The following is a 21,747-nucleotide window of genomic DNA, read 5'->3' as shown; positions in this document are numbered from 1 at the left end:
CCCCTCGCACCCGCCCCACTCCCCCGACCGCTGCGGCGACGCTCAGAAGGCTGTACTTCCTGCGCTTCGGGTTCGCCGCCGTCTGGGCCGCACTGCTGTTCACGACGGCGGACACCCTGGGCCCGCTGAGCGCGACGCTGCTGGTGCTGTATCCGGCGTTCGACGTGGCGTGCGCGATCGTGGACATCCGCTCCACCCGGGCGAACGGCGGCCCCGTGCGCGGCCTGTACGCGAACGTCGTCCTGAGCACCCTCACCGCGATCGGCCTGACCGTCGCCGCCACCTCCGGCATCCCGGCGGTCCTCCACGTCTGGGGCGCCTGGGCCGTCACGGCGGGCCTGGTCCAGCTCACCGTGGGCGCCGCGCGCCGGCGCATGGGCGGCCAGTGGGCGATGATCGCCAGCGGCGCCATCTCCACGCTGGCCGGCGCCTCCTTCATCGCCCAGGCCAACAGCGGCGACACGGCCCTGACCAGCCTGTCCGGCTACGCCTTCCTCGGCGGCGTCTTCTTCCTCGCCACAGCCCTCCGCCTCAACCACACCCCGACCGACGCCTGACCCGCCGCAGGACCGTCTCCCCGCACGGTCCCGTTCACCCGGGTCGGCGCCGCCGGGGCCTTTCTCGGCGCCGGCGGCGAACTGCAGCGCCTGGTCATCGGCCCCGAGCCCGCTGCCGCGGCCGACGCGGACACCGCCGGCGTCCGCCCCTCCCGGGGCCCCGGCGCCGTGGGGCGCCGGGCCGTCCTGGCGGTGGGTACGGGCACACTGATCGACCTGAGTCTGAGCCCGAGCGACCGGGCGCCTTCCGCCGACGACCCGCTGCTCACTTCCTTCCGTACGCAGTTCGACCAGTTGCGCATGCTCGGCCAGTCCACCTCACCGGCCGCCCTGCTGCCGCTGCTGGCCACCCAGACGAGGACGGTCACCGGCCTCGCGGCCGGTGCCACAGCCACCACCCGGTCCGCCGCGTTCCTGCTCGCGTCACGGTTCGCCGAGTTCACCGGCTGGATGGCCCAAGAGGCCGGCGACAGTGGCGCCGCGCTCCAATGGACCGGCGAGGCCGCCGATTTGGCGCGAGCCGGGGGCGATCCGCACCTCGGTTCCTACGGACTCGTGCGCCGTGCCCTGGTCACGCTCTACGACGGGGACGCCGCGAGCACCATCACCTTGGCTCGCCTGGCCCAGAGTGGCGGGCTCCCTCCGCGTATTCGCGGGCTCGCCGCTCAGAGGGAGGCGCAGGGGCACGCCCTCGTCGGCGATGAACGTGCCTGTCTCCGCAGCCTCGACCGCGCACGAACCCTGCTCACCGGTGACAGCGCGCACGACGAGGCCGGCCCCACGATCGGCACCACTCATGTCAGCGATCCGGCGGCGATGACCACGGGATGGTGCCTGTACGACCTCGGTCGGCCCAAGGCGGCCGCCGAACTCCTCGACCGGGAGTGCGGCCGGCTCCCGTCGCACGCGCTGCGCACACGTACCCGGTACGGCTTCCGCAGGTCCCTCGCGCACGCCGCCTCCGGGGAGGTCGAGCACGCGTGCACGATCGCCGGGGAGCTTCTGGGCATGATGCCCGCCGTGCCTTCGGCGACGGTGAACAGCGACGTCCGTCGTCTGGCGCGCGAGCTCTCCCGGTCCCGGAGCAGCTGGCCCGTACGCGATCTTCAACCGGCATTGGCGCAGGTGCTCACCCCCTCGCAGGGCTGATAACACGCTCCGCTGGGGCGGACTGCCTCCGACCGGTGGGGGCATCGCCCCTGCTTCCGTGTGCCCATCCGCACACCGACCGCAGAAGCCTCCTGCTGTCCGGGGTAAGGGCTTGTCGGCTTACCTGCTCCCGTACATGTCTGCACCCGCCCACTCCGACAGAGGGACCTTCATGCCCGACGTTTTCGTCAACTACCGGACTGGCGACGAGGAATCAGCGGCGACCATGGTCGCCCGGGAGCTCACCCGCCGATTCGGCGCCGAACGGATCTTCTTCGCAAGCAGCTCGATCGAGCCGGGACAGCGCTTCCCGGCCGAACTGGTCAGGGCGGTGGAGGAGTGTGCGGCCCTCCTCGCCGTGATCGGGCCCCGGTGGGCCGAACTGCGGAGTACCCACGGCCACACCGCACTTGAGACTGATCAGGACTGGGCCCTCCGCGAAATAGAGACCGCCCTTGATCGTGGGGTCCTAGTCATCCCCGTGCTCGTCGGCAAGGTCACGCGCATCGACCCGGCTCTCCTCCCGGCGAGTCTGCGAGAGCTGGCGGACTGCCAGTACCGGCGGTTCGACCACCGTAACGCCGGGGCCGACCTGGCGGCTCTCGGAGACGCCCTCGCCCGGCTGCTGCCCGAGTTGGGCGCGGCAGATCGTGACGCCCAGGCGGCACGCGAGCGGACAGAAGTGAAGTCCCACGAGAAGCCGCACGGGAACGCCACTCACACCGGGATGAGGTCGCGCGATGTCGACCAGCGCGTTCGCGGCGGCATCGGAAGCCTCAACGGAGACCTGTCCGGCACCTTCGTCAACGAGCCGCAGGGCCCGGTGAACACCGGACGAGGGCACCAGTACAACGCACCCCGCTTCCAGGGCGACAACACCGGGGTCCAGTACACGGCGGGCGACAACAGCGGCACCGTCCACCAGCGCTTCGGGCGCGGGCACCGACGGACGGGCGACGGCCGATGACCGAGGGGGACCACACCACCGTCAACCACCCGCGCGGACCGGTGCACAGCGGGGAAGGGCAACAGCACATCTATTACGGTGTCGGCGCCGGCTGGACGACCCGCAGGAGCGTCGCCCCCCTGCGCATCGTCGTGACGACCGGTTGCATCTGGCGGACCGCTTCACTCCCCCTCCGGGCTTCCGCATCGCGGCCGACCGGCTGGAGAAGCCCGGATCGGTAGTCCTGGTGGATGCCGAGCCGGGGAGCGGCCGCCGCGCCGCGGCGATCATGCTGTTGCACGGCCTCGGTGAAGACGGCGGCACCGACGAAGAGGACGCCCGTTTCGAGGAACTTCCCGTCTCGGACGAGGACGCGGCACCCCTCGCGGTGGGCGACGGAGACCGCTTCCTCCTCGACCTCTCGGGGATCGGCGACGAGGGGGCGTACGTCCGAGCCCAACACCTGCTGGCCGTACGCCGGTCACAGGTTCAGGAAGCCGGCGCTCATATGGTCGTCGTCCTGCCGGCCGCGCTGCGGCACGCCCAGGTGTCGGACCTCGCGCCCCATACCGTGACGCTGGGGCGCCCCCGAGGTGTCGCCGTCGTCACCCGGCATCTCCGCATGGACCGGATGACCTTCCGTTCCACGGATCTGCTGAGCGCCGAACTCCGGGGTGTGTTCGACCGCTCCCCGATGGGGGAATTGGCTCGCCTCACGAGGCTGGTACGAGCCGCCCGCGACAGCGGCCGGTTCGGCACCGACTTCGCGGGCTGGCTCGACCAGGCCATGCACGCGGTGACCGATCGTGCCGCCGAAGTGGGCCGGCAGATGACCGCGATCACCACCACGCCGGCCCGAGCGCTGTTGCTGGCGACGGCGATGTTCGAGGGCGCCCGGGCGGACACCGTCTACGCGGCCTGGCGGGGCTTGCTGAGGACGGTGAAGCACGAGGAGGAGGCGACGACCGAGCTCGCCCGGATGGATTTCGGGGAACGGTTGGCCACGCTCGGCATCGAGCGGGATCCGGACGGGCTGCTCCGCTTCGACCGCCTGGCCTACGCGGACGCCGTGAGGACCTACTTCTGGGCGAACTTCCCCGGAGTTCGTGATGATCTCAAGGACTGGATCCGTGATGCCGCGGGGCTGCCCGACCTGACCGTTGACGACCGGGTGAACATCGTCCTCCGCTTCGGGGAGCGCGCCCTGGCCGTGGGCCGGCCCGCGCATCTCTTCGATCTGGTCGCGCACTGGGCGGGCGGCGCGATGAGAGGGGTGTGCGATCCGCGCGCCCTCGCAGGGCTCGAACTCGGCCTCAGCCACGAGAGACACGGCATCTGGTTCCGCCGGCAGCTCTACCACCGTGCGCGATCCGGCCCGCTGACGGACGGTCTCTCGCGCGTCATGACCGCTGCCTGCCTCCACAGCCTCGTGGCGACCCATCCGGACCAGGCCGTCGTGCGGCTCCACCACCTCGCCGTACGGGAAGGGGAGGCCGCGCACGAGGCCCGGCGAGCACTGCTCGACATCGCCCGCGGCGATCGCCGGCTCTACCGGCTGCTGATCGACCGCCTCCGAGCGCGTACACAGCGGGAGTCGCACGGCACGGGCCCTCACCTCCGTCTGCTCGTCGAACTGCTGCGGAGTGACCGGGCGCCCGACCCACCGCCCTGGCCCGACCTGTTCCTGGGCTGGGAAGCGGTCTTCTCCCAGCCTCCGGCGGAGTTCTGGAGCCCCATGGTCCGCGACTGGCTCGACGCCGCGGCGGCCGACAGCACACGCAGGCTGGGGCTGGAGGTGCTGGTCGGAGCGACAGCCGGCCGTCCGGCGGCTCTCCACCGCCTCTACGCCATCGCCTGCGGCTGGGCGGCCGGCTCACGCGATCCGTCCCGGACCGCTGTCGCCACCCATTTCTGGCAACGCATCGATCACACGCAGTACACCCGCGCGGACGGCTCGGAGCGTCCCGACGACACGGGTGCCGGATCACCGACCACGGGAGAGGCGCGATGAGAATCCGCATGTCCAGCCTGCTGTTCGTCGTGCTCTGCAGTCTCGCACCGGCCGTGATCGGCAGTCTTCAGAACTGGTCGCCGTGGCTGTGGGGATTCCTGTCCGCGGTGACGGCCTCGGGCTCCCAGCTGATCGTGATGACGGCTTCGCACGGTGAACGGCCACCCGCACAGCGGCAGGAGCTCCGGGAACCCGAACCGCCGGCCGGGCCGGCGGAGGAGCCGTACCAGGAGACACGGGTCGTGGACGCGGCGCTTCCGAGCGCGACGGACGGGTACGACTTCCTCTTCTCCGCCACGGTGTGGTGGAGGCCGGCCCCCGACAGCGTGGTCCCGGGAGACGCTGTGTCACCGGCGCTCGCCGAGTCGTCGGTCCTCAGCCGCGCCCTGGAAGTGGTCCGCCACGAGGAGCCGCGCCGATCGAGCTTCGCGCGCTACCTCCTGGAGGGCGAACTGTGCGTTCCGCTCCGGGACCGGAGCGGCCGGGTGGAGGCCATGGCGGCGGACGTGACGCTCACTCTCGCTCCGGCCGACCGCGACCGCCTGCGGAAGCTGAGCGACCTCCGCAAGGACGAGGAGGTCTGGGAGCACGAACGCGAGCACGAACGCAACAAGCGCCGCTATCTCGGCGATGACGTGCTCAGGAGTCCGGGCAGCGCCGTGGTGTGGTGGCTCGCCCGCCACGAGGACGAGATCGAGAAGGCGGTCGACATGATCGGCCCGCTCGCCCAGGTTTCGGCGGCGGCCAACGACGCCGAGGTGCCGGAGCTCTTCCGCCATCTGCTGGTACCGCCCGTGGGCGCCCGTGCCCGCGCCGAAGCCGAAGAGGGCGCCGAGAACCCGTTGTGGGTCGGAGACGGCCAGGGGGCGGGGATGTTCGACCGCGAGGAGGAAGTGGGGGTTGCGGATCGACTGCTCCTGCTGCTGGAGGCCACGGGTCTGAAACCGGACATGGACGAGTACACGGTGATCGTGCACAGGATCGTGATGAGCTTGGAGGGGGCCGGCCTGTACGAGGCGGCGGATGAGATCCGTCGTGACGTGATGCCCCGGCAGGGCACGGCTGACGCCGCAGGGCCGGAGGACGGGATGACCGGGGCTGAGGGCTTCCGCCCCGGCCCCCGTTCCGAGGATCTCCCGTACGCCGACGAAGCCCCGAGCGCCGACGGGGAGCCGGAGGGGGATTCGTACGGGGCAACGACCGCTCCGGGCGCGGCCGGCAGCACCCCGGGCGAGCACGACGGCTACTGGTGGCGGCCGGATGAGAACGTTCCGCCCGCAACGCCGCACACCGAGGACACCGCGGCCTCGCCGTACTACTGGGACAGCTCCCACACCCGCCACCGGCCCACCACGCCCCGTGAGCAGGACGCGGGGGACGAGAGCTGACCGTGGGGTCGGCCTCGACAGCGGTGCCGGCTCACCTCACGTGGATCAGCCGGTGCCGCATGGGCAGAGGGGGCAGGCGTCACGGAGCCGCGCCCCCTCTGCCGGTTCCGCGGTCCGCGTAGTTTCCGATGTACGTGGTTTCCGATGCGATGCGCGTGACTTCCGATGTACGCGGTTTCCGATGCACGGAGCCGGGCCGGCCGACAGTTCACCTCGGCCGGCCGCGGCAAGTACCGCAAGAGGCGACAGTCAGCCAGGGCGAGAATTGACCCACGATTTCACCCGGGAAATGCACCCCTCCCCCGGTCGCATCCGCGTCTACGGTCCTTCCATGACCACGTTCCAGGTACCTCAGCGCATGAACTTCTCCGCCGTCGCCCCCAAGGTGTTCAAGGCCGTTCTCGCCCTCGACGCGGCCGCTCGCGAAGGGCTCGACCCGGTGCTGGTCGAGCTGGTGCAGATCCGGGCCTCGCAGGTCAACCGCTGTGCGTACTGCATCGATTACCACACCTCCGACGCCCGCAAGGCCGGGGAGAACGAGCAGCGGATCTACCAGCTCTCCGCGTGGGAGGAGTCGAGCCTGTACACGGAGAAGGAGCGGGCCGCCCTCGAACTGACCGAGGCCGTCACCCTGTTGCCCGAAGGGGTGCCGGACGAGGTGTACGAGCGTGCCGCCGAGCACTTCGCGGAGCAGGAGCTCGCCCAGCTCATCGCGCTCGTCCTCACCGTCAACGCGTGGAACCGGATGAACGTCACCACGCGCAAGACGCCCGGCACCGTGTAGCCACGGCCCGCGTCGCGGGAGGGGGCCGCCCGGTCGGCCGTCTCCCGTGGCGTACACGTCATGGACCGCTTTCCCACCGAAGGGCCGACCACGCCGTGACCACCGTCGAGTCCGGGGCGCCTTCCGCCACCGGCCGCTCCTCCGTCAGGGGCTGGCTCGCCGTCCTGGCGGTGACCCTGGGCATCTTCTCGCTGATGACCTCCGAGCTGCTGCCCGTGGGCCTGCTCACCCCGATCGGTGCCGAGCTGGACGTCTCCGAGGGCACGGCCGCCCTGATGGTGACGGTGCCGGGGCTGGTCGCCGCCGTTTCGGCGCCGCTGGTCACCGTGGCCACGGGACGCGTCGACCGCCGCGTCATCCTGGTGGCGCTGATCGGGCTGATGGGCGCGGCGAACCTGGCCTCGGCCCTCGCTCCCGGCTTCGCGGTGGTCCTGGTCGCCCGGTTCCTGATCGGGGTCAGCGTCGGGGGCTTCTGGTCCATCGCCGGGGGAATCGCCCTGCGCCTGGTACCGGCACGGCACGTGGGCCGGGCCACGGCCGTCATCTTCGGCGGCGTGGAAACGGCGTCCGTCCTGGGCGTGCCGACGGGAACGTTCCTGGGCGACCTCGACGGATGGCGTACCGCGTTCACCGCCGTGGGCGTGCTCGGCCTGCTCTCCCTGACCTGCATGCTCTTCCTCATGCCGAGGCTCCCCGCCGAACAGACCGTCACGTTCTCCGCCCTGCCGGCCGTCCTCCGGGGCAACGCCGGTGTCCGCGCGGGCATCGCGCTCACCTTCCTGGTGGTCACCGGCCATTTCCTGGCGTACACGTTCGTCCGTCCGGTCCTGCAGGGCGGCGGGGTCGGCGCCGGCTCGATCAGCGTGCTCCTGCTGGTGTTCGGGGCCGCCGGCGTCTGCGGCAACTTCATCGCCGGGGCGCTGGTCACCCGGTACCTCCGGCAGAACGTCCTGGGCATCGCGGTGATCCTCACGGCCGCCATGGCCGCCCTCGCCGTCGCCGGCACGGGGGCCTTCTCGGCGGGGGCCGTCCTGGTCCTGTGGGGCCTGGGCTACGGCGCGGTGCCGGTCACCCTCCAGAGCTGGATCCTCGACGCCGCCCCGAACGCCACCGAGGCGGCCTCTTCCCTGTACGTCTCCGCCTTCAACCTGTCCATCGCCGTCGGCGCCCTCGTCGGCGGCCTCACGGTCGACAGCCTGGGCACGACGAGCGTCCTGTGGACCGGCGCCGCCCTGACCGCCCTGGCGTGGCCGGTGGTGCGCAGGGCGCGGCGTTCCGCGACGTGACCACCGGCCCCCGGGCCCACGATCCCCGGCCGACGACGGACAGCGGTCAGCCGCGCAGGGCGGGCGCGTCCTCCGTTTCGGCGTCCTCCGTCTCGGTCTGCGCCTGGGGCGGCATGGCGGGGATGAGCAGGGAGGCGAGCAGGCCCAGTACGACGAACCCCGCGGCGACACAGCCGCCGATGGCGACGCCGTCGGACATCGCCGCGCGGGCGGCGTCGGCGACCGAGGCCGTCTGAGGGTTCCCGGCCAGCGGGCCGATCGCGGCCCCCGCGCTGTCGGTGACCGTGTGGCTGAACTTGTCGGCGGCGGCGCCGGACAGTCCGGAGGAGACCAGGGTGTCGTGCAGCCGGGAACTCAGGGTCGTGAAGAACACCGTGGTGAGCGCGGCGATGCCGAGGGCGGAGCCGAGCTGGCGGAACGCGCTCTGGATGCCGGAGCCCTGTCCGCTGCTGTCGTCCGGGATGTCGGCGAGGACGACGTTGGTGACCTGGGCGGTGGCGAAGCCGACGCCGATGCCGTACAGGAAGAGCATCGCGGAGACCGCCCACCACGAGGTGTCCGGGGCGGCGACCAGGGCGACGCCGGCCAGGCCGACGACTTCGAGCGCGAGGCCGATGCGCAGTTGGATCAGCGGTGAGACCTTGGCCGCCATGCCGAAGCTGGCCCCGCTGGCGACGAAGCTGCCGATGGCCACCGGCACCAGGGCGAGCCCGGCCTGCAGCGCGCTGTAGCCGAGGGTGAACTGCAGCCACAGCGGGAGGACGGCAACGATGCCGAACTCCCCGACACCGATGATCAGGGTGGCGATGTTGCCGTTGCGGAACGAGCTGATGGAGAACAGCCGCACGTCCATCATCGCCCTGGACGCGTCGCCGCCCCGCGTCAGCCGCGACTGACGGCGTACGAACAGGCCCAGCGCGAGAGCGGCGAGGACCAGCGCGACCAGGACGGGCGAGGGCCCGCTGTCCCAGGTGAAGCCGAAGAGTTCGAGCGGGTGGACGGTGGCCAGCCAGCCGTAGATACGGCCCTCCACGAGCCCGAAGGCGAGCAGTCCGAGCCCGACGACGGACAGTACGGCGCCGGTCGTGTCGATGCTGCCCCGGGTGCGGGGCGAGCGGGCCAGGTAGCGCACCACGCCGAACGCGACCAGCACGGACAGCGGGACGTTGATGCCGAACGCCCAGCGCCACGAGACGTGCTCGGACAGCCATCCGCCGAGCAGCGGTCCGAGCGCGGCGGCCGCTCCGATGGTCGAACCCCAGACCGCGAACGCCTGACCGCGGGCCTTGCCGGTGAAGTTGGCCTTCAGCAGCGCCAGCGAGGTCGGCAGGATCATCGCCGCGCCCACGCCCTGCAGGAATCGGGCCAGGATCAGCAGTCCGCCGTTCGGTGCCAGCCCGGCGAGCACGCTGGTGGCACCGAAGACGACGACTCCCCAGGTGAAGACCCGGCGTGCGCCGAGCATGTCGGACAGCCGGCCCGTGAGCAGCAGGAGCGCGGCGAAGACGATCGCGTACGACTCCTGGATCCACTGCGCCTGCGAGGAGTTGACACCCAGGTCCTCGACGACCGATGGCGTGATCACGTTGACGATCGTCGTGTCCACGACGATCAGCGCCACGCCCAGGGCGATGGCGATCAGTCCGAGCCACCGCCGGGTGGCTGTCGCATCCCGCATCTCAATACCTCCATGGTGAAGTAATTCTACAATGAAGGTAAATTGACCTCGGTAGATTGTCAAAGGCGATCTGCGGGTGCGGGTCCGACGGTGTTCACGCAGGGGAAGGACGGCCACGGGTGATGGAGGAATCGGCGCTGGAGGGGGCGGCGGAGCGGCGCGAGCTGCTGGTGGAGGCCCTGAGGGTCTACGGCGGGCGCTACGCCGAGCTCAGCCGCAGCTTCGCCGCCCATCTCGGCCTGTACGCGACCGACGCGACCGCACTGTTGGAGATCATCGCGGCCGAGGAGCGGGGAGCCCCGATCTCCCCCGCCCGCCTCGGCAAGCGCATCCTGCTCTCCTCGGGGGCGACGACCTCGCTGCTCAACCGGCTCGAACGCGCCGGGCACATCGTCCGCAGCCGGGAGCACAGCGACCGCCGCGTCGTCACCCTGCGCAGCAGCCCGCACATCCAGGAGCGCGCCGACGAGTTCTTCCGCCCCCTCGCGGCACCGATGGACGCCATCGTCGGCCGCTACCCGCCCGAGGACCTCGACCGGTTCAGGGCCCTGCTGGCGGAGATGGGCACCGCCATGGACAGCCACCTGGCACGGGTGAACCAGGACGGGTGAGGGCCGCGAGACACACGGGCCGTCCGCAGACGCCTGCGAGTCGGCAACTACCGCGTCGTCCACACGATCGACAACGGGGAGTCGGAGGTACGGGCCGCTCACGCGGGACGCCGGCCCACCGTCACGGCGCCCGACAACCTCTGATCACACCTCAGAACACCCAGTACTCATCCAGCGCAGTAACTACAGAAGGGCCGGACTCGACAGAGCTCGGCCCTTCTGACGCACACGCCGCGCTCATCGTCCAGCGCGAAGCACGCGTATGACTAAACGTTGAAGCGGAACTCCACCACGTCGCCGTCCTGCATGATGTACTCCTTGCCCTCCATGCGGGCCTTGCCCTTGGCGCGGGCCTCGGCGACCGAGCCGGTTTCGACCAGGTCGTCGAAGGAGATGATCTCGGCCTTGATGAAGCCCTTCTGGAAGTCGGTGTGGATCACACCGGCCGCCTCGGGGGCCGTCGCGCCCTTCTTGATGGTCCAGGCGCGGGCTTCCTTCGGGCCGGCGGTCAGGTAGGTCTGGAGGCCCAGGGTCTCGAAGCCGACGCGGCCGAGGGTGGCGAGGCCGGGCTCTTCCTGGCCCATCGACTGGAGCAGTTCGAGGGCTTCCTCGTCGTCCAGTTCGATCAGCTCGGACTCGATCTTGGCGTTCAGGAAGATCGCCTCGGCGGGGGCGACCAGGGCGCGCTGCTCGTTCTTGAAGTCCTCGTCGACCAGCTCGTCCTCGTCGACGTTGAACACGTACAGGAAGGGCTTGGTGGTGAGCAGGTGCAGCTCGTGCAGGAGCTTGCCCTTCTCGGTGCCCGCCGTGATGCCCGCCGCGAAGAGCGTCTGGCCGGACTCCAGGATCTTCTGCGCCTCCTCGACCGCGGCGAGCACCGCGACCTTCTCCTTCTGGAGGCGGGACTCCTTCGTCAGGCGGGGGACGGCCTTCTCGACGGACTGGAGGTCGGCGAGGATCAGCTCGGTGTTGATCGTCTCGATGTCATCCTTCGGCGAGACCTTGCCGTCGACGTGCACGACGTTCTCGTCCTTGAAGGCGCGGATGACCTGGCAGATCGCGTCGGACTCGCGAATGTTCGCCAGGAACTTGTTGCCCAGGCCCTCGCCCTCCGACGCACCGCGGACGATGCCGGCGATGTCGACGAAGTCCACCGTCGCGGGAAGGAGCCGCTGCGAGTTGAAGATCTCCGCGAGCTTGTTCAGGCGCGGGTCCGGGACGCCGACCACACCGACGTTCGGCTCGATCGTGGCGAACGGGTAGTTGGCCGCCAGCACGTCGTTCTTGGTCAGGGCGTTGAACAGGGTCGACTTGCCGACATTCGGCAGACCGACGATTCCGATCGTGAGCGACACTTTGGCGACTTCCTGGAGTGAGGAGGGGGTCAGGGGCGTCCGGGTCCGGCGCGGCCGTTCCGGCTGGGCCGGCCAGGTCCCGGAGTGGACCGATTCTCCAGTTTACGGGCCGCCCCAGTGGGCCGGGACAGGGCGGTTCTCGGGGGCGGGCGAGACGTCACTCCGCGTCGATCCCGAATCGGCCGCAGGAGTGCCCGACCGGCGGGTGGGGACCCTCTGTCGCCGTGCGCGGCCCGTGGGTCGTGGGTCGTGGTGCTTCCGTGCGTGGGGCGTGGCGCTCTCCCGTGCCGACCGGGTTCGTGGTGCTCCCCTGCGCGGTCCGTGGGTCGTGGCGCCCCGGCGGTCGGCCGGCTTCGCAGCGCTTCCGCCGTCGGTCGGGATCGTGGCGAATCCGCAGGTCGCACGGGTGTGCGATCCGGGTGCCCTCCACTTCCGGCCGTGGACGGGCTGCTTTCGGCCGTGTGACATCGAACGCAACCCCAAGCTCCGCCAAAGCGCGTGTCCAACGCCCGCTTCCCCGCCCCCGGCGACCTACGTTGGTCGGGTGGAGCAGCCCAGGACACGTCCCCCGCAGCGCAGGCAGACCCCGCAGCCCGCGCCCGTACCGCCCGCGCCGGATGTTCCTCCCGGTGAGAGTTCCGCCGTGTACCGGGTACGGGTGCGCAGCATGCCGCCCGTGGTGCTGGCGCTGCGGCGGTTCCCCAACCCTCGGCTGACCGGGATCGGGGCCGGGCTGTTCGCCTGCCTGACCATGTTCGTGCTCGCCTGTCTCGACCGGCTGCTGTTCGACAGTTCCGAGCTCGTCTACGGGCTGCTCTTCCTCCCCGTCAGCGCGCTCACCGCCGTCTGGGTCCGGCCCGCCGACCTGGTCACCGCGCCGATCAGCGTGCCCATCGCCTTCGCCGTCGGCGTGTTCCCGATCTCCGGGGGGACCGAAGGCTTCGGCGGGCAGCTCATGGGCCTGGTCACCGCTCTCGCCGTACACGCCGGCTGGCTGTACGGCGGCACGCTGATCGCCGGACTCATCGCCTCCGTACGCAAGGTGCGGCTGATGCGGGCCCGGCGGCAGTACGTGCTCGCCCAGGAGCGGAACCCCGCGGCCCGGGAGCAGCGGGGCGCCGGAGGACCGGGGCGCTCGCCGCGCGCCGCTGCCGCCGGTCGGCCCGCCGGCTCCGCCCCGCAGTCCCGCGCCGTGTCCCCGGCCTCCGCCGCTGCCGCCAAGGCCGTACGGGCCGGAGCCGGAGCGCCCGCCGCCCGTCGGACTCAGCGGCCCTGAAGTACGCGCCCCGCCCCGCGCCGTGAGCGCCGCCCGCGCCCGCCCCCGGCCGCGCGCCGCATGGTTCGGCCTCGCGCGCCGCGCGCCGCACCCGCCCCCGCGAGGCTGCGCGGCCCCGCCCCGGGAAGCTACGTGCCCCGCCCCGTACCGACTGCTCCGCTCAGCCCTTCGCCTGTGCCGCGCGGGCCGCCATCGCCGCGCCCACGATGCCCGCGTTGTTCTGCAACTGGGCCGGGACGATCTCGGCGCGGACCTTCTCGATCAGCGGCAGGAACTTGTCCGCCTTGCGGCTCACTCCACCGCCGATGATGAACAGCTCCGGCGAGAACAGCATCTCCACGTGGAGCAGGTACTTCTGGACCCGGTGCGCCCAGTGCTGCCAGCTGAGGTCCCCGTCGTCCTTGGCCTTCGTGGAGGCGTGCTTCTCCGCCTCGTGGCCGTGCAGCTCCAGGTGGCCCAGCTCGGTGTTGGGGACCAGCTCGCCGTCGGTGAAGACCGCGCTGCCGATGCCCGTGCCGAACGTCAGCAGGATGACCGTGCCCGTACGGCCCTTGCCCGCGCCGAACGTCATCTCGGCGACCCCGGCCGCGTCCGCGTCGTTCAGGATGGTGACCGGCTGACCGATCCGCTCGCCCAGCAGGGCCCGGGCGTCGGTGTCGATCCAGCCCTTGTCGACATTGGCCGCGGTGCGGGTGACCCCGTCGGTGACGACTCCGGGGAACGTGACGCCGACCGGGCCCGACCAGTCGAAGTGGCCGACGACCTCCGCCACGCAGTCGGCCACGCCCTTGGGCGTGGCCGGTTGCGGTGTCAGCACTTTGTGGCGCTCCTGCGCCAGGTCCCCGCGGTCCAGGTCCACGGGAGCACCCTTGATCCCGGATCCGCCGATGTCCACGCCGAAGATCTCCATGGCATCCACCGTACGGGCAGGCCGCGCCCGGTGCGCGGCTACTCGGCGGAAAGGACGGGCCCCACACTCCAAGGACAGAGCGCCCGCTTCTGCGCGGAGAGGCGGGCGCTACTCGGCGGAGGACAGGGCGGCGGCCTCGGCGCGCAGGTCGCGGCGGAGCTCCTTGGGGAGGGAGAAGGTGATCGACTCGTCGGCCGTCTTCACCGTTTCCACGTCCGCGTAACCCCGCTCCGCGAGCCACTCCAGGACGCCGTCGACCAGGACGTCCGGCACCGAGGCCCCGGAGGTCAGGCCGACCGTCGTCACGCCCTCCAGCCACGCCTCGTCGATCTCGCTCGCGAAGTCCACCAGGTGGGCGGCGGGGGCGCCGGCGTCCAGGGCGACCTCGACCATCCGGATGGAGTTCGAGGAGTTCTTGGAGCCGACCACGATGACCAGCTCGGCGTCCTCGGCCAGCTTCTTCACCGCGATCTGGCGGTTCTGCGTGGCGTAGCAGATGTCGTCGCTCGGGGGCGAGAGGAGGTTCGGGAACTTCGACTTGAGGGCGTCGACCGTCTCCATCGTCTCGTCGACGGACAGGGTGGTCTGGGAGAGCCAGACGACCTTCGACTCGTCGCGGACCTCGACGTTCGCCACGTCCTCGGGGCCGTCGACGAGCTGGATGTGGTCGGGGGCCTCGCCGGAGGTGCCGATGACCTCCTCGTGGCCCTCGTGGCCGATCAGGAGGATGTCGTAGTCCTCCTTGGCGTACCGGACGGCTTCCTTGTGGACCTTGGTGACCAGCGGGCAGGTCGCGTCGATGGTGGCGAGCTTGCGCTCGGCGGCCTCCGCGTGGACGGTGGGCGCGACTCCGTGCGCGGAGAACATCACGATGGAGCCCTCGGGCACCTCCGCGGTGACGTCCACGAAGATCGCGCCCTTCTTCTCCAGGGTCTGCACGACGTACTTGTTGTGCACGATCTCGTGGCGGACGTAGATCGGGGCCCCGTACTGCTCCAGGGCCTTCTCGACGGCGATCACGGCACGGTCCACGCCCGCGCAGTAGCCACGGGGAGCGGCGAGCAGGACACGGCGGGCAGGCGTTGCAGTCATGCGTCCCATCGTAAGGCCGTGGCGAACAGGCGCGCGGACGGCCGGATCGGGACACTGGTCGCGGTGCGTGTGCAGTGGTTCGCGGATGGTGATGGAGGGGTCATGGCGTCGGTGCCCGGGAGCGGATCGGGAAGCGGTACGAGCGGAGGAGGCGGTGCCGGTACGAGGGACGGGGGCGGGACACCGGGGAGCCCTGCCGGCGGCGGGGGCGGGTCCGGGAGCAGTGCCGAGGGCGGCGGGCTGCGGCGGACCCTGGGGTTCCGGGACCTGGTCGTCTACGGGCTCCTCTTCATCGCCCCGATGGCCCCCGTCGGCGTGTTCGGCACCCTCGACGCGAAGTCCGGCGGCGCGGTCGCCCTCGTCTACGTGGTCGCCACGGTCGTCATGGGGTTCACCGCCTTCAGCTACGCCCAGATGGTGCGGGTGGCCCCCTTCGCGGGTTCGGTCTTCACGTACGCCCGCAAGGGGCTCGGGGAAGGGCCGGGGTTCATCGCCGGGTGGATGGCGATGCTCGACTACCTCCTCATCCCGGCCGTCGCCTACCTCTTCTCCGGGATCGCGATGAACGCGCTGGTCCCGGAGGTCTCGCGGTGGGTGTGGACCGCCCTCGCGGTGCTCGTGACGACCCTGCTCAACCTGTGGGGCGTACGGGCCGCCGCCCGCGTCGGCTTCGCGGTGCTGGCCATGGAGATCATCGTGCTGCTGGTCTTCGTGGTCGCGGCCGTCGTCGTCCTCGTACGGGACGGGGCGCAGCGCGGCTGGCTGTCGCCGCTGACCGGGGACACCGGGTTCTCCGCGGCGGCCGTGCTGGGGGCGGTGTCGATCGCGGTGCTGTCGTACCTCGGTTTCGACGCCATCGCCTCGTTCGCCGAGGAGGTGACGGGCGGTTCGCGGAAGGTGGCGCGGGCGGTGCTGTTCTGCCTGGTGCTGGCCGGCACGCTCTTCGTGGCGCAGTCGTATCTGGCGGCCCTGCTGGAACCGGTCAGCTCGGCCGAGCTGGCGGCGGACCCGGCGGCGCAGGGGTCGGCGTTCTACGACGCGGTGGACGCCTCGGTGGGAACCTGGCTGCACGATCTGGTGGCGGTCAGCAAGGCGATCGGCGCCGCCTTCGCCGCGCTGGCGGGGCAGGCCGCCGCCGGCCGGCTCGTCTTCGCGATGGCGCGCGAGCGGCGGCTGCCGTCGGTCCTCGCGAAGGTCAGCCCGACGTCCGGGGTGCCGCGCTTGGCGATCCTGGGCGCGGCCGTCGTGACGCTGGTGGCCGCCGTGTGGGCGGCCCGGCGCGACGACGGTCTCGACCACCTGGTCTCGGTGGTGGACATCGGCGCGCTGACGGCGTTCATCCTGCTGCACGCGTCGGTGGTCGGCTGGTTCGCCGTACGCCGCATGGCGGGGCCGCCCGTGTGGTGGCGGCACGTCCTCGTGCCGGTGGTCGGCGCGGGCATCCTCGTCGCGGTCATCGTCGAGGCGACGACGACGTCCCAGGTGGTGGGCCTCTGCTGGCTCGGCGTGGGGCTCGTGGTGCTGGCGGTGCAGGGGACGGGACGGCAGAGCGGCGCGGAGGGGCCGGGCGGACCGGGCGCACCTGGTGACCCGGGGAGCCCGCGCGGCACGGTGGGGTGAGGGCGCGGTGAGGTGAGGGCGGACGCCCGGGGGACCTACCGGGGCGCGCGTACGGGATGGGCGCGCGTACGGGGTGCGGCACAAGGCGGCGCGCATACGGGACCGGCGTACGGGATGTGCGCGCGTACGGGCTGGGTGTCGGTAGGTGCCGATACGCTCGCCCGTATGGCTCTCAACACGTCCGCGGAAGCGCCGCTGCCCGTCGGTGAGGTCTCCCGGCTGATCGGGGGGTGGATCGACCGGCTCGGCGCTGTCTGGGTGGAGGGGCAGATCACCCAGCTCTCGCGGCGGCCGGGGGCCGGTGTCGTCTTCCTGACGCTGCGGGACCCCTCGCACGACATCTCGGTGAGCGTGACCTGTTTCCGGCAGGTCTTCGACCGGATCGCCGACGTGGTGAGCGAGGGCGCGCGGGTCGTCGTGCTCGCCAAGCCCGAGTGGTACGCGCCCCGGGGGCAGCTCTCGCTGCGGGCCACCGACATACGGCCGGTCGGCATCGGCGAGCTGCTGGTGCGGCTGGAGCAGTTGAAGAAGTCGCTCGCCTCGGAGGGGCTCTTCGCGCTGGACCGGAAGAAGCCGCTCCCCTTCCTGCCGCAGCTCATCGGCCTGGTCTGCGGGCGGGCGTCCGCCGCCGAGCGCGACGTCCTGGAGAACGCCCGCCGCCGCTGGCCCGCCGTCCGCTTCGAGGTCCGCAACACCGCCGTCCAGGGGGTGAACGCGGTCGCCCAGGTCGTGCAGGCGGTCGAGGAGCTGGACGCGCTGCCCGAGGTCGACGTGATCGTGGTCGCCCGGGGCGGCGGCAGCGTCGAGGACCTGCTGCCGTTCTCCGACGAGCAGTTGGTGAGGACGGTGGCCGCGTGCCGTACGCCGGTGGTCTCCGCGATCGGCCACGAGCCCGACTCGCCGCTGCTGGACCTGGTGGCCGACCTGCGGGCCTCCACGCCGACGGACGCGGCCAAAAAGGTCGTCCCCGACGTGGGCGAGGAGCTGGACCGGGTGCAGCAGTTGCGGGACCGGGCGCTGCGGACCGTACGGGGGCTGCTGGACCGGGAGGAGCGGGGGCTCGCGCACGCGCTGGGCCGGCCCGCGATGGAGCGGCCGCAGCGGCTGGTGGACGAGCGCGAGGCCGAGGTCGACGCGCTCGTCGGGCGTAGCCGCCGGGTGCTGGGCCATCTGCTGGACCGCGCCGATTCGGAGCTGGCGCACACGCTCGCCCGGGTCGTCTCGCTCTCCCCCGCCGCCACGCTGGAGCGCGGGTACGCGGTGCTCCAGCGGCCCGACGGGCACGTGGTGCGCTCCCCCGACGAGGCCGGGGCGCCCGGTGAACCGCTGCGGGCGCGGGTGTCGGAGGGCGAGTTCACCGTACGGGTGGACGGGTGAACCGGCGGGCCCGCGCCCGCCGTGACGTACCGGGGCCCGGGGCCTCCTTGGACATGACAGCTCACATTTAGGGTGGATCACATGACGGACGACGGTACGGAGGCGACTGCCGCCGCCACGGGCACGCTCGGCTACGAGCAGGCGCGCGACGAGCTCATCGAGGTGGTGCGCCGGCTGGAGGCGGGCGGCACGACGCTGGAGGAGTCGCTGGCCCTGTGGGAGCGGGGCGAGGAGCTGGCGAAGGTCTGCCGCCGCTGGCTGGAGGGTGCGCGCGCCCGGCTGGACGCGGCCCTCGCCCGCCCGGAGGACCGGGACGCCGAGGAGGGCTGAGCCGGGGCGGCCCTGCGGCCGGAGCCCTCTCTGCGGCCCGGAGCCGGCCCTGCGACCGAGGTCGGAGCCGGGGCGGCCCGCGATCCCGGACGCGGGGACGGACCGGTCCAGGTGTCGCGCGGACCGGATGGGTGCCCTGTGCAATGGATCACCCGGCGCCAGCTTTAGTTGAAAGTTAACCTAATCCAGGCGTACGCTCGGACCTTCTTCCCCCACTGTGTACTTCGGAAGGTCAGCACCACATGTCCCTCGTTCTCGACGCCGCCGCCCAGGACCTCCTCTTCCGCGAGGCCCGTACCGCCAACACGTTCACCGACGAGCCGGTGACCGACGAGCAGGTCCAGGCCATCTACGACCTGGTCAAGTTCGGCCCCACCGCCTTCAACCAGTCGCCGCTGCGCGTCGTCCTGGTCCGGTCCGCCGAGGGTCGCGAGCGTCTGGTGCAGCACATGGCCGAGGGCAACCGCCCGAAGACCGCGACGGCCCCGCTGGTCGCGATCCTGGCCGCCGACAACGAGTTCCACGAGGAGCTCCCGGCCCTGCTCCCCCACTTCCCGCAGGCCAAGGACGTCTTCTTCTCGGAGCGCCCGGTCCGCGAGTCCGCCGCCGGCCTCAACGCCGCGCTGCAGGCCGCCTACTTCATCATCGGCGTCCGCGCCGCCGGTCTGGCCGCCGGCCCGATGACCGGGTACGACGCCGCGGGCATCCAGAAGGAGTTCCTGGACGGCGACCACACCCCGCTGATGGTCGTCAACATCGGCAAGCCGGGCGAGGACGCCTGGTTCCCGCGCAGCCCGCGCCTCTCCTACGACGAGGTCGTCAAGACCGTCTGAGGCACCTCGCCCGCGCGAAGGCCCCGGACCACCAGGCGTACCTGGCGGTCCGGGGCCTTCGTCCGCAACGGTCCGGGGCCTTCGTCGCGACGGTCCGGCGCTTCGTCCGCGACGGTCCGGGGCCTTCGTCGCGACGGTCCGGCGCTTCGTCCGCGACGGTCCGGCGTGAGCCGCGTATCAGGGGGCCGGGGCGGCCGGCGGCGTCGTCTTCAGCGCCTCGGCCATCGCGACCAGGCTCTCCTTGGGGGCCGAACCGGTCACCACGGTGGTGTGGCCCTTCCCGGGCAGGACGAGGGCGTCGTACTTGTCGCCCTCCCAGACCTGCCACTCCTCGCCGGCCACGGTCTCGGTGCGCCCGGTGTCCTTCGCCTTCTGGCTGACCTCGGGGACGTACGTACGCGCGGCGGCGGTGGACTGCTCGACCGCGACGTACTTGCGGTCCGCGTCGAGGAAGCCGAGGTGCCACGCCTTGTCGGCGGCCTCGTCGTACCGGACGGAGGTCGCCTTCCACTTCTCCGGCAGGCCCTCCGGCGCGGCCACCGGGTAGGGCGCGGCGGTCCGCACCGTCGCCAGCTCCACGGTGAAGTCGACCGCCTTGACCGGGTCCGCGTGCTCGTCCTTCGGGATGAAGAGGTAGATGACCCCCGCGCAGGCGGCGATCACCAACGTCGACAGGAACATGTCCCGGACTGTCTGCTTGCCTCGCTTGCTTGCCACGGGTCCATGGTGGCACGCGGCCTGACACGCCCGGCCGCAGGGTGCCGGTCGCGGGGCGCGGCGGACGCCGGCCACGGGACGCGGCGGATATCGGCCGAAGCGGGCGGCGCGGCGGCGCTCATGCGTGACCCGCCCTGCTCATTTTATCGACCTACCGATAGAGTCACAGCACCCTCATATCCGGTCGTCGCCGTACAGAAAGGTGCGCTCCGATGTCCGAGCATCATCTGCCGTCCCAACTGGAGGTCTCCCCCGAGGCCCCCGACCGCAACCTGGCCCTGGAGCTGGTCCGGGTCACCGAGGCCGCCGCCATGGCGGCCGGGCGCTGGGTGGGCCGCGGCGACAAGATCGGCGCCGACGGCGCCGCCGTGAAGGCCATGCGCACCCTCGTCTCGACCGTCTCGATGAACGGCGTCGTCGTCATCGGGGAGGGCGAGAAGGACGAGGCCCCGATGCTGTTCAACGGCGAGCGGGTCGGTGACGGCACCGGCGCCGAGGTCGACATCGCCGTCGACCCGATCGACGGAACCACGCTCAACGCCAAGGGCATGCCGAACGCCATCGCCGTGCTGGCGGCCGCCGACCGCGGCGCGATGTTCGACCCGTCGGCGGTCTTCTACATGGACAAGCTGGTCACCGGGCCCGAGGCGGCGGACTTCGTCGACATCAACGCGCCCGTGGCCGTCAACATCCGCCGCGTGGCCCGGGCGAAGAACTCCACGCCCGAGGACGTCACCGTCGTCATCCTCGACCGGCCTCGGCACGAGGGCATCGTCAAGGAGATCCGGGAGACCGGCGCGCGGATCAAGTTCATCTCCGACGGCGACGTCGCGGGCTCGATCATGGCGGCCCGCGAGGGCACCGGCGTCGACCTGCTGATGGGCATCGGCGGGACGCCCGAGGGCATCATCTCGGCGTGCGCCATAAAGTGCCTCGGCGGCGTCATCCAGGGCAAGCTGTGGCCGAAGGACGAGGCGGAGCGGCAGAAGGCGCTGGACGCGGGCCACGATCTGGACCGGGTGCTGTCCACCGACGACCTGGTCAGCGGCGACAACGTGTTCTTCGTGGCGACGGGGATCACGGACGGTGAGCTGATGCGCGGTGTGCGGTACCGCGCGGAGACGGCGACCACCGAGTCGATCGTGATGCGGTCCAAGTCGGGCACGATCCGGTCGATCTCCTCGACCCACCGGCTGTCGAAGCTGCGCGCGTACAGCGCCATCGACTTCGACCGCGCGAAGTAGGCCGGAGGCCGCCGAGGCGGCCGGAAGCCCGTGACGTGTGCGCGAGGAGGGGGTGCCGGGAAGCTGATCCGCTTCCCGGCGCCCCCTCCTCGTACGCGTACGCGGTCAGCCCGCGGCGGCTATGCGGCCGGCCGTCGCCGCGGTCGTCAGCTCGATGTCCCGCCGCCTCCGCCGGGCCAGCGCGACCCGGCGCTCCGCGGCGGTGAGCCCGCCCCACACCCCGTACGGCTCGGGCTGCATCAGCGCGTGCTCCCGGCACTCCACCATGACCGGACACCGGGCGCAGACCCGCTTGGCGGCCTCCTCGCGGGCCAGCCGGGCGGCGGTCGGCTCCTTGGAGGGGGCGAAGAACAGGCCGGCCTCGTCGCTGCGGCAGGCCGCGTCGGAGTGCCAGGGGCCCGCATCGTCCTCCCGGGCGGGGGTGCGCTGGGCCGGAACGGCGGCGACCTGCAGGGGCTGATGCGGCGGTTGCAGCACGGTCTACTCCTGACGACGGCTACGGCTTCGCGAACGAGAGTCGATGCAGCACTCCCTACCCGCTGCGCGTACGCCTATGCACTGAGAGACACCGGCGCGCGACGCA

The 21,747-nt window shown here is 71.7% G+C and carries 20 protein-coding genes and 1 pseudogene; 15 read left to right on the top strand and 6 right to left on the bottom strand.

From position 1 onward, the window contains the following. From IF19_RS0130505 to IF19_RS0130475, 7 genes are all read left to right on the top strand, one after another. The coding region (locus IF19_RS0130505) for a hypothetical protein (RefSeq protein WP_030290200.1) at positions 1-557 on the top strand (557 nt) is incomplete at its 5' end. An 81-nt stretch (positions 558-638) separates the two neighbouring features. Continuing rightward, positions 639-1,706, top strand: a complete 1,068-nt coding sequence (locus IF19_RS0130500) for an NsdA family TPR-like regulatory protein (RefSeq protein WP_487042840.1) — start codon at positions 639-641, stop codon at positions 1,704-1,706. A 172-nt stretch (positions 1,707-1,878) separates the two neighbouring features. Further along, positions 1,879-2,673 carry a toll/interleukin-1 receptor domain-containing protein gene (locus IF19_RS0130495; RefSeq protein ID WP_030115342.1) on the top strand — a complete coding sequence of 265 codons (795 nt, stop codon included), beginning with the start codon at positions 1,879-1,881 and terminating at the stop codon, positions 2,671-2,673. Positions 2,674-2,815: 142 nt separating this feature from the next. Then, positions 2,816-4,663, top strand: coding sequence for a hypothetical protein (locus IF19_RS01000000135095; protein WP_234313261.1), 1,848 nt, complete (start codon positions 2,816-2,818; stop codon positions 4,661-4,663). Continuing rightward, the gene (locus tag IF19_RS0130485; protein WP_030277631.1) at positions 4,660-6,051 is read left to right on the top strand and encodes a hypothetical protein; all 1,392 of its coding nucleotides are present in this window, start codon (positions 4,660-4,662) and stop codon (positions 6,049-6,051) included. Before IF19_RS01000000135095 ends, IF19_RS0130485 begins: the two co-directional genes overlap by 4 nt. Before the next feature lie 331 nt (positions 6,052-6,382). Next, positions 6,383-6,835 (top strand): carboxymuconolactone decarboxylase family protein, encoded by a 453-nt coding sequence (locus tag IF19_RS0130480; RefSeq protein WP_030115339.1) that lies wholly within the window; start codon positions 6,383-6,385, stop codon positions 6,833-6,835. A 95-nt stretch (positions 6,836-6,930) separates the two neighbouring features. Continuing rightward, entirely contained in the window at positions 6,931-8,121 is a 1,191-nt protein-coding gene (locus tag IF19_RS0130475) for an MFS transporter (RefSeq protein ID WP_030115338.1), read from the top strand. Between the two features lie 46 nt (positions 8,122-8,167). Here IF19_RS0130475 and IF19_RS0130470 read toward each other — a convergent pair whose 3' ends face one another. Then, positions 8,168-9,799: a DHA2 family efflux MFS transporter permease subunit gene (locus IF19_RS0130470; RefSeq protein ID WP_030115337.1), complete on the bottom strand. Its 1,632-nt coding sequence runs from the start codon at positions 9,797-9,799 to the stop codon at positions 8,168-8,170. A 122-nt stretch (positions 9,800-9,921) separates the two neighbouring features. Between IF19_RS0130470 and IF19_RS0130465 the strand changes: the two genes are divergently transcribed. Further along, entirely contained in the window at positions 9,922-10,410 is a 489-nt protein-coding gene (locus IF19_RS0130465) for a MarR family winged helix-turn-helix transcriptional regulator (RefSeq protein WP_030115336.1), read from the top strand. Positions 10,411-10,434: 24 nt separating this feature from the next. Beyond that, positions 10,435-10,554 (top strand): annotated as a pseudogene (locus IF19_RS1000000138975) (type II toxin-antitoxin system RelE family toxin); the annotation flags it as partial. A gap of 122 nt (positions 10,555-10,676) precedes the next feature. Here the strand turns inward: IF19_RS1000000138975 and ychF are convergent. Continuing rightward, entirely contained in the window at positions 10,677-11,765 is a 1,089-nt protein-coding gene (gene ychF, locus IF19_RS0130460; RefSeq protein ID WP_030115335.1) for a redox-regulated ATPase YchF, read from the bottom strand. 643 nt (positions 11,766-12,408) lie between these two features. Here ychF and IF19_RS0130455 point away from each other — a divergent pair. Continuing rightward, positions 12,409-13,041: a DUF6542 domain-containing protein gene (locus tag IF19_RS0130455; protein ID WP_030277629.1), complete on the top strand. Its 633-nt coding sequence runs from the start codon at positions 12,409-12,411 to the stop codon at positions 13,039-13,041. Positions 13,042-13,201: 160 nt separating this feature from the next. On the opposite strand, the gene ppgK is transcribed toward IF19_RS0130455, so the two are convergent. Both ppgK and IF19_RS0130445 read right to left on the bottom strand, forming a co-directional pair. Beyond that, entirely contained in the window at positions 13,202-13,951 is a 750-nt protein-coding gene (ppgK, locus tag IF19_RS0130450) for a polyphosphate--glucose phosphotransferase (RefSeq protein WP_030115333.1), read from the bottom strand. A 108-nt stretch (positions 13,952-14,059) separates the two neighbouring features. Continuing rightward, a complete protein-coding gene (locus tag IF19_RS0130445) occupies positions 14,060-15,052 on the bottom strand; it encodes a 4-hydroxy-3-methylbut-2-enyl diphosphate reductase (RefSeq protein WP_170757409.1) in 993 nt (330 codons plus the stop codon). Between the two features lie 93 nt (positions 15,053-15,145). Here IF19_RS0130445 and IF19_RS0130440 point away from each other — a divergent pair, with 93 nt between their 5' ends. The 4 genes from IF19_RS0130440 to IF19_RS0130425 all read left to right on the top strand — a co-directional run bounded on the left by IF19_RS0130440 (position 15,146) and on the right by IF19_RS0130425 (position 19,203). Then, the gene (locus tag IF19_RS0130440; protein ID WP_234313259.1) at positions 15,146-16,663 is read left to right on the top strand and encodes an APC family permease; all 1,518 of its coding nucleotides are present in this window, start codon (positions 15,146-15,148) and stop codon (positions 16,661-16,663) included. 165 nt (positions 16,664-16,828) lie between these two features. Beyond that, on the top strand, positions 16,829-18,040 hold the full coding sequence (gene xseA / locus IF19_RS0130435; protein WP_030115330.1) for an exodeoxyribonuclease VII large subunit: 1,212 nt from the start codon (positions 16,829-16,831) through the stop codon (positions 18,038-18,040). 81 nt (positions 18,041-18,121) lie between these two features. Beyond that, positions 18,122-18,370, top strand: coding sequence for an exodeoxyribonuclease VII small subunit (locus IF19_RS0130430; protein WP_030115329.1), 249 nt, complete (start codon positions 18,122-18,124; stop codon positions 18,368-18,370). Between the two features lie 242 nt (positions 18,371-18,612). Beyond that, the gene (locus tag IF19_RS0130425; protein WP_030115328.1) at positions 18,613-19,203 is read left to right on the top strand and encodes a malonic semialdehyde reductase; all 591 of its coding nucleotides are present in this window, start codon (positions 18,613-18,615) and stop codon (positions 19,201-19,203) included. A gap of 177 nt (positions 19,204-19,380) precedes the next feature. On the opposite strand, the gene IF19_RS0130420 is transcribed toward IF19_RS0130425, so the two are convergent. Beyond that, on the bottom strand, positions 19,381-19,884 hold the full coding sequence (locus IF19_RS0130420; RefSeq protein ID WP_030115327.1) for a DUF4245 domain-containing protein: 504 nt from the start codon (positions 19,882-19,884) through the stop codon (positions 19,381-19,383). 248 nt (positions 19,885-20,132) lie between these two features. Between IF19_RS0130420 and glpX the strand changes: the two genes are divergently transcribed. Further along, positions 20,133-21,164 (top strand): class II fructose-bisphosphatase, encoded by a 1,032-nt coding sequence (gene glpX, locus IF19_RS0130415; RefSeq protein WP_030115326.1) that lies wholly within the window; start codon positions 20,133-20,135, stop codon positions 21,162-21,164. 105 nt (positions 21,165-21,269) lie between these two features. Here glpX and IF19_RS0130410 read toward each other — a convergent pair whose 3' ends face one another. Continuing rightward, on the bottom strand, positions 21,270-21,641 hold the full coding sequence (locus tag IF19_RS0130410; protein WP_030115325.1) for a WhiB family transcriptional regulator: 372 nt from the start codon (positions 21,639-21,641) through the stop codon (positions 21,270-21,272). Positions 21,642-21,747 lie beyond the last annotated feature (106 nt).

The sequence above is a fragment of the Streptomyces californicus genome (assembly GCF_000717645.1).
In the GTDB taxonomy this organism is placed as follows: Bacteria; Actinomycetota; Actinomycetes; order Streptomycetales; family Streptomycetaceae; genus Streptomyces; species Streptomyces californicus.
The sequence above is the reverse complement of the archived record's forward strand: the minus strand, read 5'-3'. Positions and strand labels throughout refer to the sequence as shown.